Source organism: Streptomyces changanensis, from assembly GCF_024600715.1.
Classification (GTDB): Bacteria; Actinomycetota; Actinomycetes; order Streptomycetales; family Streptomycetaceae; genus Streptomyces; species Streptomyces changanensis.
In genome coordinates this window covers 3,442,487-3,456,353 of record NZ_CP102332.1, presented here as the reverse complement: position 1 = coordinate 3,456,353, position 13,867 = coordinate 3,442,487, and the positions used below count along the sequence as shown (strand labels likewise).

At 73.3% G+C, this 13,867-nt stretch carries 12 protein-coding genes; 9 read left to right on the top strand and 3 right to left on the bottom strand.

Annotated elements, in window-relative coordinates; translation table 11 throughout:
• The first annotated feature begins 45 nt into the window (after window positions 1-45).
• The 9 genes from NRO40_RS15280 to NRO40_RS15240 all read left to right on the top strand — a co-directional run bounded on the left by NRO40_RS15280 (window position 46) and on the right by NRO40_RS15240 (window position 9,990).
• The gene (locus NRO40_RS15280) at window positions 46-834 is read left to right on the top strand and encodes a hypothetical protein (RefSeq protein ID WP_058942028.1); all 789 of its coding nucleotides are present in this window, start codon (window positions 46-48) and stop codon (window positions 832-834) included.
• Between the two features lie 254 nt (window positions 835-1,088).
• Window positions 1,089-1,799 (top strand): YcnI family copper-binding membrane protein, encoded by a 711-nt coding sequence (locus tag NRO40_RS15275; protein ID WP_058942029.1) that lies wholly within the window; start codon window positions 1,089-1,091, stop codon window positions 1,797-1,799.
• 44 nt (window positions 1,800-1,843) lie between these two features.
• Window positions 1,844-2,542, top strand: a complete 699-nt coding sequence (locus NRO40_RS15270; RefSeq protein ID WP_058942030.1) for an SCO family protein — start codon at window positions 1,844-1,846, stop codon at window positions 2,540-2,542.
• A complete protein-coding gene (locus NRO40_RS15265; protein ID WP_079047033.1) occupies window positions 2,539-3,090 on the top strand; it encodes a copper chaperone PCu(A)C in 552 nt (183 codons plus the stop codon). The genes NRO40_RS15270 and NRO40_RS15265 overlap by 4 nt, the downstream gene beginning before the upstream one ends.
• Window positions 3,091-3,112: 22 nt before the next feature.
• Window positions 3,113-5,062, top strand: a complete 1,950-nt coding sequence (locus tag NRO40_RS15260; protein ID WP_058942031.1) for a copper resistance protein CopC — start codon at window positions 3,113-3,115, stop codon at window positions 5,060-5,062.
• Between the two features lie 8 nt (window positions 5,063-5,070).
• The gene (efeB, locus tag NRO40_RS15255) at window positions 5,071-6,315 is read left to right on the top strand and encodes an iron uptake transporter deferrochelatase/peroxidase subunit (protein WP_058942032.1); all 1,245 of its coding nucleotides are present in this window, start codon (window positions 5,071-5,073) and stop codon (window positions 6,313-6,315) included.
• Between the two features lie 35 nt (window positions 6,316-6,350).
• Window positions 6,351-7,289 (top strand): prephenate dehydratase, encoded by a 939-nt coding sequence (pheA, locus tag NRO40_RS15250; RefSeq protein WP_058942033.1) that lies wholly within the window; start codon window positions 6,351-6,353, stop codon window positions 7,287-7,289.
• A gap of 620 nt (window positions 7,290-7,909) precedes the next feature.
• Window positions 7,910-9,187 carry a serine--tRNA ligase gene (serS, locus tag NRO40_RS15245; protein ID WP_058942034.1) on the top strand — a complete coding sequence of 426 codons (1,278 nt, stop codon included), beginning with the start codon at window positions 7,910-7,912 and terminating at the stop codon, window positions 9,185-9,187.
• Entirely contained in the window at window positions 9,184-9,990 is an 807-nt protein-coding gene (locus NRO40_RS15240; RefSeq protein WP_058942035.1) for an HAD family hydrolase, read from the top strand. Before serS ends, NRO40_RS15240 begins: the two co-directional genes overlap by 4 nt.
• Window positions 9,991-10,584: 594 nt before the next feature.
• Here the strand turns inward: NRO40_RS15240 and lpdA are convergent.
• The 3 genes from lpdA to NRO40_RS15225 all read right to left on the bottom strand — a co-directional run bounded on the left by lpdA (window position 10,585) and on the right by NRO40_RS15225 (window position 13,862).
• Window positions 10,585-11,988, bottom strand: coding sequence for a dihydrolipoyl dehydrogenase (gene lpdA, locus NRO40_RS15235; RefSeq protein WP_058942036.1), 1,404 nt, complete (start codon window positions 11,986-11,988; stop codon window positions 10,585-10,587).
• Window positions 11,989-12,212: 224 nt separating this feature from the next.
• Entirely contained in the window at window positions 12,213-12,935 is a 723-nt protein-coding gene (locus NRO40_RS15230) for an ABC transporter permease (RefSeq protein WP_058942037.1), read from the bottom strand.
• Between the two features lie 15 nt (window positions 12,936-12,950).
• Window positions 12,951-13,862 carry an ABC transporter ATP-binding protein gene (locus tag NRO40_RS15225; protein WP_058942038.1) on the bottom strand — a complete coding sequence of 304 codons (912 nt, stop codon included), beginning with the start codon at window positions 13,860-13,862 and terminating at the stop codon, window positions 12,951-12,953.
• Window positions 13,863-13,867 lie beyond the last annotated feature (5 nt).

The following is a 13,867-nucleotide window of genomic DNA, read 5'->3' as shown; positions in this document are numbered from 1 at the left end:
CCTGCCGTAGGGGTGGCGGGGGCGTGGTGGGATGATGGCCCGGCCATGTCTGCCCCCCTTGGTCCACGGCTGCTGAGGGCCGCGGTGTTCACCGCGGTCTGCCTCGTGCTGTCCGCGCTGGGCCACTCGCTCGCCGCGTGCGAGCCCGTGCCGTGGTGGACGTTCCTCGTCGGTTTCGCCGCGATCTTCGTCCTGTCCCTGCCGTTGACCGGGTGCCGGCGCTCGCTGCCGACGATCACGGCGGCCCTGGCGGGCGGACAGCTCGGCCTCCACACCCTCTTCGGGATCGGGCAGGAGCACGCGGCCCCCGCCGCCTCCGGAGGCCCCGCCGGCGACGCGCTGATCCGCGCCGCCGCACGGCTGATGTGCGGCGGGAGCACCAGCGGGCTCACCCAGGGCGAGGCGCACCGGATCGTGACGACCGCGGGCCTCGACCCGGCGACCGCCGCGGCCGCGGCCGGTCCGGCGACCGCCCCCGCTCCGGTCGAGACGCCGATGCTGCCGAACCTGTCGATGGTCCTCGGGCACCTCCTCGCCGCCGTCGTGGCCGGCTGGCTGCTGCGCCGCGGCGACCTCGCGCTGCTGCGGCTCGTCCGGCTGGCCGAGCTGTCGGCGCGGGGCGCGGTCGAGGCGGCCGAGGAGGCGCTCGTACGGGCGCTGCGCGCGGCCCTCGTCCTCGTGCGCGTCCTGCTCGCCGGGGTGCGGTCACTGCTCGCGGACGCCATGCTCGGCGCCCGCGCCCGGGAGGACGTGCCGCCGCCCCAGGCGGCCGGGGCCCTCCAGCACTCCGTGATCAGGCGCGGCCCGCCGTCCGCCTTCACGCTCGCGGCCTGACCCTCAGGGTCGGCCTCCCCGTAGCCCACGCGGCCCCACCCGGCGCACCCGTACGCCGACACGTCCGACCCCCTTCCGGCATCCGTCCGGCGCCCGGCGGCGTCCCGCACACCGCGCGGCGGCCCCACGGCCCGTCCGGCAGGTCCGGTGCGTCGGCCCGTGCCGGTACGACCCGCCCGGGGTGGCGCCGCCGCGCCCCACGCGCACACGTTCGCGCGCCGGCGCCCCACGCCCCTGCTCTGGAGTGTCCTCACATGAACGTCACCCGTCTGCCCTCGCGGCTCGCCCTCGTCTCGGGCGTCGCCGTCTCGTCCGTCCTCCTGCTCTCCTCCGCCGCCCACGCCCACGTGACCGTGCAGCCCCAGGGGCCGGCCGCGAAGGGCGGCTACGCCACGGTCAACTTCAAGGTCCCCAACGAGCGGGACGGCGCGTCCACCGTGAAGCTGGAGGTCACCCTCCCCAAGGACCACCCGATCGCCTCCGTGATGCCGCAGCCCGTGCCGGGCTGGACCGTCACGGTCGAGAAGGCGAAGCTGGCCACTCCGCTCGACCTGCACGGCAAGAAGATCACCGAGGCCCCGTCCAAGATCACCTGGACGGCGAGCGGATCGAAGATCGGTCCCGGCCAGTTCCAGCAGTTCCCGGTGTCACTCGGCCGGCTCCCCGAGAAAACCGACCGGCTCGTCTTCAAGGCCCTCCAGACGTACGACAACAAGGAGGTCGTGCGCTGGATCGAGGAGCCCGAGGAGGGGAAGGCCGAGCCGGACTCGCCCGCGCCCGTGCTGGAGCTCACCGCCGCCGGGGCCGAGCCCGCGGACGACACGGACGACTCCCGGGCCGTCGCCTCCGATGACGACGACGGCGACACCACGGCCCGTGTCCTCGGCGTCATCGGCATCCTGGTCGGAGCCGCCGGCGTCGCCTTCGGTGTCCTCGCGGGCCGCCGCCGCTCCCCCTCCGCCTGAGCCACGCCCCCATCCCGCCCCTGACTGATCTGAGAGACAACGTGATGCGCAACGTCCTCCGCGCCACGCGGCCCCGTCCCGCGGCCCGGCGCACCCGGCTGGCCGCCGCCGCACTCGCCGCCGCGTCGGCGCTGGCCCTGTCCGCCTGCGGCACCGGTTCCACCTCCGGCGACAGCCCCGTCGCCGACGTGTCGATGGCCGCCGACGCCGACAAGCCCGGCACGATCCTCGACCGGCCCTTCGACAAGCCGGACCTCGTCCTCACCGACACCACCGGCAAGCCGTACGACCTGCGCGCCCGCACCAAGGGCAAGCCGACGCTGGTCTACTTCGGCTACACCCACTGCCCCGACGTCTGCCCGCTGACCATGAGCAACCTCGCCACCGCGATGAAGGAACTGCCCAAGGCCGACCGGGACAAGCTGGAGGTCGTCTTCGTCACCACCGACCCGGAGCGCGACACCCCGGCCGAGCTCGCCAAGTGGCTGCCCGCCGCGGGCGACCCGAGCTTCGTCGGACTGAGCGGGCCCTTCCCGACCATCCAGGCCGGGGCCCGGCAGCTCGGCATCGGCATCGACCCGCCGTCCAAGGACAAGGACGGCAAGATCGTGTCCATGCACGGCGCGCAGGTGATGGCGTTCTCGCCGAAGAACGACCGCGGTTACGTCGTCTACGGCGAGAGCACCACCGTCGAGGAGTACGCCAAGGACCTGCCGAAGCTCATCCGTGGGGAGAACCCGTGACCCGCCGCACCACCACCGCCCTCTCCGCGGCCCTCGCCCTCGTCACCGGCCTGGCCCTGGGAGGCTGCTCCTCCGCCGGCGCCGCGGACGGCGAGCCGCGGGTGAAGGTCGCCGGGGCGTTCGTCCCCGAGCCGGTCAACGCCGATATGGCGGGCGGTTTCCTCACCGTCACCAACACCGGGGACACCGGGGACACCCTCACCTCCGTCACCAGCGACCTCTCCGACGACGTGCAGATGCACGAGACGAAGAACCAGAAGATGCGGCAGGTCGCCTCCTTCGACGTGCCCGCCCACGGCGAGCTGCGGCTGGAGCGCGGCGGCAGCCACCTGATGTTCATGGGACTCAAGCGCACCCCCAAGAAGGGCGACACGGTCCGCCTCCGGCTCACCTTCAAGGAGTCCGGCGCGATCGACGTCCGGGTCCCGGTCGAGTCCCGGACCCACAACCCGGGGGCGACCGGGCAGCACGACGGCCACGCCGGGACCGACGGCCACGCCGGGCACGAGGCGCCGCAGCAGTCGGGTCACGACGGCATGCGGCACTGAGCGACGAGGAAACCACCCCCACATGACGGCCGACGCCCCCCGCCCCCACTCCCCCAGCCGGCGCCCACACCGGCTGGCGGCCCTGCTGCTGCTCACGGCGGCGCTGCTCGGCACCGCGCTCTGCGGCGCGGCGTCCGCGCACTCCGCCCTGACCGGCAGCGACCCGGCGGACGGTGCGGTGGTCGCCACCGCGCCGCAGCGGGTCACGCTCACCTTCTCCGAGCAGGTCGCCCTCGGCGACGACAGCATCCGCGTCCTCGAACCCAGCGGGAAGCGGGCGGACACCGGTGAGCTCCAGGACCTGTGCAGCGGATCGCTCGTCCGGTACGGCGTGGACCTCCGCGACGGGCTCCCCAAGGGCACGTACACCGTGGCCTGGCAGGCCGTGTCCGCGGACAGCCACCCGATCTCGGGGGCGTTCAGCTTCTCCATCGGCGCGCCGTCCGCGACCGCGGTCGTCCTGCCGGAGCAGCGGGCGGGCGGCGGTGCCGTGGGCGTGCTGTACGACGTCGGCCGGTACGTGTCGTACGCGGGGTTCGTCGTCCTCGTGGGCGGGGCGGCGTTCGTGCTGGCGTGCTGGCCGCGGGGTGCCGGGGTGCGGCCGGTGCAGCGGCTCGTCGCGTACGGCTGGGTGACGCTCACCGCGGCCACCCTCGCCCTGCTCCTGCTGCGCGGGCCGTACACCGGCTCCGGTGAGCTGGGGGACGCGTTCGACCCGGGCGTGCTCCAGGGCGTCCTGGGCACCAAGACCGGTGCCGCGCTGACCTCCCGTCTGCTGCTCGTGGGGGCGGCGGCGCTGTTCGTCGCGGTCCTGTTCGGTCCGTACGCGCGGCGCGAGGGGCCGGGCGACCGGCGGGACCTGGTCTTCGGTCTGGGCGTCGGCGGCACGGTCGTCGCGGCGGGGCTCGCCGGTACGTGGGCCCTGTCGGAGCACGCCTCGACGGGCGTCCAGCCGTGGCTCGCCATGCCGCTGGACGTGCTGCACCTGCTGGCCGTCGCGGGCTGGCTGGGCGGTCTCGCCGCGCTGCTCGTCGCGCTGTACCGGGCGCCGTCGATCGAGCGCGCGGCGGTACTGCGGTACTCGCGTCTGGCGTTCGGCGCCGTGCTGGTGCTGGTCGTGACGGGGCTGTACCAGTCGTGGCGGCAGGTCGGCTCGTGGACGGCGCTGACGGGTACGGCGTACGGGCGGCTGCTGCTCGCCAAGGTCGCGCTGATCGCCGTCCTGCTGGGCGCCGGCTGGGTGTCGCGGCGCTGGACCCGTCAGCTCGCCGGGACGCTGCCCGCGGTACCGGCGGAGCCGGGGGAGACGGCGGAGCCGGGGGAGACGGCGGAGCCGGGCGCGGACGACGCCGTGCCCGGGCCGGTGGCGGACGGCGTACCCGGGCCGATGGACGATCCGGTGCGGGCCGCGCAGCTCGCCCGGCAGCGGGCCGCCGTGGCGGTGGCCCGCGAGCGGCGCGTCCGGGACGCGGACCCGGCGCGGGCCGGGCTGCGCCGCTCGGTGCTCGCCGAGGCGTCCGTCGTCGTCGTCCTCCTGGGCGTGACCACCGTGCTCACCGCGACCGAGCCGGGGCGGACGCAGGAGCGGGCCGACCGGGCGCAGGCCGCGTCCGCGACGGCCGTACCGGACCGCCCCGTCGATGTCAGCCTGCCGTTCGACACCGGCGGCCCGAACGGCACCGGCACCGTCCGGCTGAGCCTCGACCCCGGCCGGTCGGGGGGCAACTCGCTGCGCGTGGCCGTCGACGGGCCGGACGGCAGGCCGCGGGACGTGGCCGAACTGAAGGTGTCGTTCACGCTGGACGCGCAGCGGATCGGGCCGCTGCCCGTCCCCCTCGACCGGGACGCGCCGGGCCGCTGGACGGCCCGCTCGGCACAGCTGCCGATGCCGGGCGACTGGCGGATGCGGGTGACCGTGCGCACCTCGGACATCGATCAGACCACCATCGACAAGAACGTGAAGATCGGTTGACCTTTGACATGAGCGACAACCTGGAGATTTCGAGGCGGCGGCTGCTCGGCACCATGGGCGCCGCGGGCGCGACGGGGCTCGCGGTCGGTGCGGCCGGGGGCGCCGTCGGACACGCGGTGCTCGGCGACGGGTCCGGTACGACGGGTCCGGCACTGGCGACCGTCGGTTCGACGCGCGTGCCGTTCCGGGGGGCCCACCAGGCGGGCATCCTCCAGCCGCTGCAGGCGCGCGGCCACCTCGTCGCCTTCGACCTGGCGCCGGGCGCCGGGCGCAAGGAGGCCGTCGCGCTGATGCGGCGCTGGTCGACGGCGGCGGAGCTGCTGATGGCGGGCGAGCCGGTGGGCCCGAGCGACGGCGGGATCGCGCGGGACGCGGGGCCCTGCTCCCTGACGGTCACCTTCGGCTTCGGGCGGTCGTTCTTCGACCGTACGGGGCTGGTGGCGCGGCGGCCGCAGGAGCTGGAGCCGCTGCCGGCGTTCTCGTCCGACCGGTTGGACCCCAAGCGGTCCGACGGTGACCTGTGGGTGCAGATCGGCGCCGACGACGCGCTCGTCGCGTTCCACGCGCTGCGCACCGTCCAGCGCGAGGCGGGCGCCGCGGTGAGGGTGCGCTGGCAGATGAACGGCTTCAACCGCTCGCTCGGCGCGACGGCCCGGCCCATGACCGCCCGCAACCTGATGGGGCAGGTCGACGGCACCGGCAACCCGAAGCCGACCGACCCGGGCTTCGACCGGCACGTCTTCGTCGCCGCCGGCGGGGCCCAGCCCTGGATGACGGGTGGGTCGTACGCGGTGGTGCGGCGGATCCGGATGCTCCTGGACGACTGGGACGCGCTGCCGCTGAAGCACCAGGAGGCGGTCATAGGCCGCCGCAAGTCCGACGGCGCCCCGCTCACCGGCGGTACCGAGACCACGGAACCGGACCTGGACAAGCTGGGCCCGGACGGCAAGCCGGTGATCCCGGCCGACGCCCACGCGCGGATCTCGGCGCCCGAGCAGAACGGCGGGGCGACGATGCTGCGCCGCCCGTTCTCCTTCCACGACGGGATCGGCCCGGACGGGACGCCGGACGCCGGACTGCTGTTCGTCTGCTGGCAGGCGGACCCGACGCGGGCGTTCGTGCCGGTACAGCGGAAGCTGGACCGCGGCGACGCCCTGTCGGCGTTCATCCGTCACGAGGCCAGCGCCCTGTTCGCCGTGCCGGGCGGTCCGGCGGACGGCGAGTACGTGGGTCAGCGGCTGCTGGAGGCATGAGCCGCGGGGGGTTCGCGCGCATTAGGGTGACCGGTATGTCGGCCACGCGATTCACGTATCTCGGTCCCGAGGGCACCTTCACGGAGGCGGCCCTGCGCACGCTGCCGGAAGCCGCGACGCGGGAGCTGGTGCCGATGGTGTCGGTGCCCGCCGCCCTCGACGCCGTGCGCAACGGCGAGGCGGCCGCCGCCCTCGTCCCCATCGAGAACTCCGTGGAGGGCGGGGTCACCGCGACCCTCGACGAGCTGGCCTCCGGCGAACCGCTGATGATCTACCGCGAGGTGCTGCTGCCGATCGCCTTCGCGCTGCTGGTGCGACCGGGTACGGCGCTGACCGACGTCAAGACGGTGACGGGCCACCCGGTGGCGCAGCCGCAGGTGCGGAACTGGCTGCGCCGCCACCTGCCGGAGGCGGTGTGGGAGTCGGCCGCGTCGAACGCGGACGGGGCCCGGCTGGTGCAGGAGGGCCGGTTCGACGCGGCGTTCGCGGGTGCGTTCGCGGCGGCGACGTACGGGCTGGAGGCCCTGGTCGAGGACATCCACGACGCGGAGAACGCCGAGACGCGGTTCGTGCTGGTGGGCCGGCCGGCGCGACCCGCGGCGCCGACGGGCGCGGACAAGACGTCGATGGTGCTGTGGCTGCGGGACGACCACCCCGGCGCGCTGCTGGAGCTGCTGCAGGAGTTCGCGGTGCGCGGCGTCAACCTGATGCTGATCCAGTCGCGGCCCACGGGTGCGGGGATCGGCAACTACTGCTTCGCCGTCGACGCCGAGGGGCACGTGGCGGACCGGCGGATGGGTGAGGCACTGATGGGGCTGAAGCGGATCTGCCCGAAGGTCCGGTTCCTGGGTTCGTATCCGCGGGCGGGCGTGGCCGTCGCGGACGTGCGCGCGCTGCGGCCCGGTACGACCGATTCCGATTTCACGGCGGCGGCGGACTGGCTGGCGCGGTGCCAGGACGGCCGCGGCGCCTGAGGCCGGTACGGGGGCCGGGGCGGCACCGGGCGGGCGCTGCGGCGGGTCGGGGGGTGCGGCGGAGCCGTGGGCTCAGGCGGGTCCGGGGGCGCGAGGGGTCCGGCGGCCGGGGCGGCACGCGGCGGGCTGAGAAGCCCCACAGCCGCCCCGAGTTATCCACAGGAGGTGCTCTCGACCTGGGGACAAGTCGACATCCGAGGACCGATCCATCCCCCCGCGATCCGGACAAGGTCGATAAATCGGTGTAGTCACCTCACCGACGTCCACAGGTGGCTTTGTCGACCCCCGTCACCCCAATTCCTTTGATCACCCCATTAGGGCGAGGAATTCCCACCCGAATGAGTGTCCAGTACAGGTTTGAGCGGGGAAAAGGCCGCCAGAGGCCCGAGTTCCCGATTGATCAATGCGGAAGTCCACACCTCTTCCCCACAGCCTGTGGATAACATTCCCCATCTTGTCGACTCTGTGGACAAGTGACGCGCGTGGACTCCGCATTGGCGATCATTCACTGACACTCCCTACCTATCTTCACTAACACCTGCAATCAGGACAAAGTGACACGCGTGGTGCCAGGTGATATGCGGTGGGGTGCGGTCTGCGCACACCGGTAGCCTTGAGGGGTGATTGACCTTCGCCTGCTCCGTGAGGACCCCGACCGTGTTCGCGCCTCCCAGCGCGCCCGTGGAGAGGACGTCGAGCTCGTCGACGCCCTGCTCTCCGCCGATGAGCGGCGCAGGTCGTCCGGCGTCCGCTTCGACGAGCTCCGCTCCGAACAGAAGTCGCTCGGCAAGCTGATCCCCAAGGCGTCCCCGGAGGAGAAGGCCGAGCTGCTCAAGCGCGCCGAGCAGCTGAAGGCCGACGTCAAGGCCGCCGACGCCGAGCAGCACGAGGCCGACGAGGAGACCCGTCGCCTGCTGCTCCGGCTCGGCAACATCGTCCACACGGACGTCCCGGTCGGCGGCGAGGAGGACTTCGTCGTCCTGGAGACGCACGGCACGATCCGCGACTTCGCCGCCGAGGGCTTCGAGCCCAAGGACCACCTGGAGATCGGCGAGGCGCTGGCCGCCATCGATGTCGAGCGCGGCGCGAAGGTGTCGGGCTCCCGCTTCTACTACCTGACCGGTGTCGGCGCGCTCCTGGAGCTCGCCCTCGTCAACGCGGCCATCGCGCAGGCGACCGAGGCCGGCTTCGTCCCGATGCTCACGCCGACGCTCGTGCGCCCGCGTGCCATGGAGGGCACGGGCTTCCTCGGCCAGGCCGCGGAGAACGTCTACCACCTGGAGAAGGACGACTACTACCTGGTCGGGACGTCCGAGGTGCCGCTCGCCGCGTACCACATGGACGAGATCATCGACGCCGACAAGCTGCCGCTGCGGTACGCCGGCTTCTCCCCCTGCTACCGGCGCGAGGCCGGTACGTACGGCAAGGACACCCGCGGCATCTTCCGCGTCCACCAGTTCGACAAGGTCGAGATGTTCTCGTACGTCGCGCCGGAGGAGGCCGAGGCCGAGCACAAGCGGCTCCTGGAGTGGGAGAAGCAGTGGCTGACCTCGCTGGAGCTGCCGTTCCAGGTGATCGACGTCGCCACCGGTGACCTCGGCGCGTCCGCGTCGCGCAAGTACGACTGCGAGGCGTGGATCCCGACGCAGGGCAAGTACCGCGAGCTGACGTCCGCGTCGAACTGCGACAGCTTCCAGGCCCGCCGCCTCTCCGTCCGCATGCGCGACGGGAAGAAGGTGCAGCCCCTGTCGACGCTGAACGGCACGCTGTGCGCCGTGCCGCGCACGATCGTGGCCATCCTGGAGAACCACCAGCTGGCCGACGGCTCCGTGCGCGTGCCCGAGGTGCTCCGGCCGTACCTCGGCGGCCGGGAGCTGCTGGAGCCCGTGGCCAAGTGAGCGCCTTCCCCTACCGGCTCGTCGCGACCGACCTCGACGGGACGCTGCTGCGCTCCGACGGCTCCGTGTCGCCGCGCACGCGCGCCGCGCTCGCCGCCGCCACGGCGGCGGGCGCCGCGCACATCGTGGTCACCGGCCGGTCCGTGCCCTGGACCCGGCACATCCTCGATGACCTCGGCTACGACGGGCTCGCGGTGTGCGGCCAGGGCGCGCAGGTCTACCACGCGGGTGAGCACCGGCTGCTGACGTCGGTGACGCTGGACCGGCAGCTCGCGGGGCTCGCCCTGTCGAAGCTGGAGGCCGAGGTGGGCCCGCTGGCGCTCGCCGCCAGCCGCGACGGTCTGGAGGGCGAGGTGCTCGTCGGCCGCGGCTACCGGGTCCAGGAGGGCCCGCTGCCGTACCTGCCGCTCGAGGACCCCGCCGATCTGTGGTCCGCCCCGCTGAACAAGGTGTACGTCCAGCACCCCGACCTCGACGACGACGCACTCGCCACGGTGGCGCGCCAGGTGGTCGGCGGACTGGTGGACGTGGTCATGGCGGGCCCGGGGATAGTGGAGATCCTGCCGCTGGGCCTCAGCAAGGCGACGGGGCTGTCCCTGGCGGCCCGCCGCCTCGGGATGAAGGCCGCGGACACGATCGCCTTCGGTGACATGCCCAACGACATCCCGATGTTCGCCTGGGCCGCGCACGGCGTGGCCATGGCCAACGCCCACGAGACGCTGAAGGCCGTCGCCCACGAGGTCACGGAGTCCCACGACGACGACGGCATCGCCACGGTCCTGGAGAGGCTCCTCACCGACTGACCCCGGGCCGGGCGCGCCGTCCCCGTCGCCGGCCGGTCCGCCGGGCGGGGGCGGGCGACGGGACGGCGCGCGGTCTTCCGCGCGCGGAAGGCCGCGTACGGAAGACCGTGTGCGGAAGGCCGCGCGCGGAAGGCCGTGTGCGGCGGCGGGCCCGCCGGGGGCACTGCCTCACGGCCCGCTCGCTCCCGCGCACACCAGCGGTGGTGCGGCGGACACGGACCGGCGCGCGTGAGCTGCCGTACGTGACGGACCGGGCCGCCGCGCGGGAGGCGCTGGAGGCGGCCGGCCCGGGAAGGGCGGCCCGCGCGTCACGCGCGCTCGAAGCGGCCGCCCCGGGCAGCCGCGCCGCGTCGGCCCACAAGGTGCCGTGCGTGGCCGCGTCGGTGCCTGCCGGGCGCTGCCCCACGGGAGACCCGAAGGGCGCTGCCCCGCGGGGAGCCGACGGGCCCGGACTCTCCTCCGCCGCCGTCGTGCTCCACCCCGGTCCCGGTGTGGTCGGTCGGCGGGAGTACCGCCGACCGGCGCGGCGTGGAGCAGCACGCCGCGCCCACCACTGTGCCGGGGCCCTCCGGCCCCCGCCAGCGGTTTTCCGCGTCAGAAATTGATCATGTGACCGGCGAGGCCGTGCACGGCCTCCTTCACCGCCTCGCCCAGCGTCGGGTGGGCGTGGACGTTGCGCGCGACCTCATGGACCGTCAGGTCCCACTGCTGGGCCAGTGTCAGCTCGGGCAGCAGCTCCGTGACGTCCGGTCCGATGAGGTGGGCGCCGATGATCTCGCCGTACTTGGCGTCGCTGATCAGCTTCACGAAGCCCGTCGAGTCGCCGAGGCCGTGCGCCTTGCCGTTCGCGGTGAACGGGAACTTGGCGACCTTGACGTCGAAGCCCTTCTCGCGGGCCTGCTCCTCGGTCCAGCCGAAGCTGGCGATCTGCGGCTGGCAGTACGTCGCGCGCGGGATCATCGGGTAGTCGAGCTCCATCGTCTCGGCGCCCGCGATGGTCTCGGCGGCCACGACGCCCATCGACTCGGCCGTGTGCGCGAGCATCAGCTTCGCCGTCACGTCGCCGATGGCGTAGATGTGCGGCACCGAGGTGCGGCACCGCCCGTCCACGTCGATGGCGCCGCGCTCGGTGAGCCGGACACCGGTGGCCTCCAGCCCGTAGCCCGTGACGTTCGGCGCGAAGCCGATCGCCTGGAGGACCTTGTCGGCCTCCAGCACCTGCTGGGCGCCGTCCTTGCCCGTGACGGTGACGCGGACCTGCGGGCCCGACTCGTCGATCGACTCCACCCGCGTCGACGTCATGACGTCGATGCCGAGCTTGCGGTACTGCTTGGCGAGCTCCGCCGAGACGTCCTTGTCCTCCAGGGGCGCCATCCGGTCGAGGAACTCGACGATCGTCACCTTCACGCCGTAGTTGTGCAGCACGTACGCGAACTCGACGCCGATCGCGCCGGCGCCCGCGATCACCACGGACCGCGGCAGGTCATCGGCGAGGATCTGCTCCTCGTAGGTGACGACGCGGTCGCTGCGGCGCGTGCCGGGGAGCAGGCGGGGCGTGGCACCGGTCGCGATGATGCAGTGGTCGAAGGAGACCGTGGCCGTCGAACCGTCGGCCTGTGCCACCTCCAGGGTGTTCGCGTCGACGAAGGTGCCGCGGCCGGTGAACTCGGTGATCCCGTTCTTCTTCATCAGGTAGTGGACGCCCTTCACCCGGCCGTCCGCGACCCGGCGGCTGCGCCGGAACGCCTCGCCGTAGTCGAAGGAGACCTGGCCGTCGACCTTGATGCCGAAGGTCTTCGCCTCGTGCGTGAAGATGTGCGCCAGTTCGGCGTTGCGCAGGAGCGCCTTGGTGGGGATGCAGCCGACGTTCAGGCAGACGCCGCCCCAGTACTTCTCCTCCACGACCGCGACCCGCTTGCCCAGCTGGGCCGCGCGGATCGCGGCGACGTAGCCGCCGGGGCCGGCTCCGAGCACGACGACGTCGAAGCGGTCTGACATGGCTTCTCCCCAAGGTGTGAGTGCAGGTCTGCGGCCGGGCGGGTCGCGCCCGGCCCCACAGTAATCCCGTGCGGGTTCCGCCGCTGCGACGCCCGTCTCCCTGTGGAAAACCCCGGCCGCGACCCGCACCGCCGCACCGCCGCCCGGGCTCCCGGGCTCCCCTACGACGAGACCCGGCCCCCGTCACCCCCGTGACGGGACCCGGGTCCGCCTCACCGCCCGGCCTACTCCTCGCCCGCCAGGGTCAGCGTGCGCAGCTTGTGTCCCGCGAACCAGGTGGCCGCGACGGTGACCACGGCCAGCAGCGCCGTGGCGACCGGCAGGGCCACGTCGGAGGAGACGAGCCCCTCGCCGCGGGTGACCTGCTCGGCGACGGCCAGCGCCCACTGCTGGACGCTCAGGGTCCGCGCCCCGGAGATCACGCTGCCGAACAGCGACTCCCACACCAGGGCGTAGACGAGCCCGATGACGACGGCGTGGCGGCTGACCGTGCCGAGGAGGAGGAAGAGGGCACTGTACGCGATCGACGCGACGAGCGCGGCGACGGTGTAGGCGACGGCGACCTGCTGGCCGTTGCCGTTGAGGATGAACCCGGCCACGAGGGTGGGGAGGGCCGAGAAGACCATGGTGACCGCGATGGCGACGGTCAGCTTGGTGAGGATGATCGTGGGCCGCTTCACCGGCTTGGAGAGGAGGTACACGATCGAGCCGTCGTCGATCTCCGGGCCGATCGCGCCGGTGCCGGCGATGACCGCGATGAGCGGCACCATCGTGGCGAGGGCGAAGCCGCCGAGGAGGTCGGCGGCGATCTGGTCGTCCGCGCCGTTGAACACGCGGACGGCGACCGCGATGGCCAGCAGGAGGACGGGCAGCACGAAGAGGATCGCTGCCCGGCGGCGGCCGAGCAGACCGCGGTAGGTGAGCCGGGCGACAGTGGGGTGGTACATGGTCGAGGGCTCCCTTCAGGCCGCGACGAGGTACGAGAAGACCGACTCGAGGGACTCGTCCGAGGGCGAGACCGTCAACAGCCGGATGGAGTGCGCGCGGGCGACCTTCGGCAGCAGCTCCGTGAACCGGCCGAAGTCGACGGCCTGGATCCGCAGGGCGCCCTCCCGGACGTCGACCTCGATGCCGGCCGTCGACGGGTCGGCGATGAGCGCGGCGGCCAGGGCCCGGTCGTCGCTGGAGCGGACCAGGTAGCGGTGCGGGCGGTCGGTCATCAGGCGGCGGATGCGGCGGAAGTCGCCGCTCGCCGCGTGCCGTCCGGCGACGATGACCTCGATGTGCGAGGCGAGCTGCTCGACCTCCTCCAGGATGTGCGAGGAGAACAGGACGGTGCGGCCCGCGGCGCCCATCCGCCGCAGCAGGTCCATCAGCTGCATGCGCTGGCGCGGGTCCATGCCGTTGAACGGCTCGTCGAGGAGGAGCACCGACGGGTCGTGCACCAGCGCGGACGCCATCTTCACCCGCTGCCGCATGCCCTTGCTGTACGTGGAGATCCGCCGGTCCTGCGCGTACTCCATCTCGACGGTCGCGAGGGCGCGCTGCGCCTCCGCCGCGCCGAGGCCGTGCAGTTCGGCGTTGGCGAGGACGAAGTCGCGTCCGGTGAGGAAGTCGTACATGGCCTCCCGCTCCGGCACGACGCCGATGTGGCGGTAGACGGACTCGTTCCGCCAGATCGCCTGGCCGTCGAGGGTGACCGAGCCGGTGGAGGGGGCGAGGAACCCGCCCATCATGTTGATGAGCGTGGACTTGCCGGCGCCGTTGGGGCCGAGGAGGCCGGTCACGCCGGGGCCGATCGTCATGGTGACGTCGTTGACGGCGACGACGTTGCCGAACCAGCGCGACGCGTGGTCGATGGTGAGAGTGCTCATGGGCG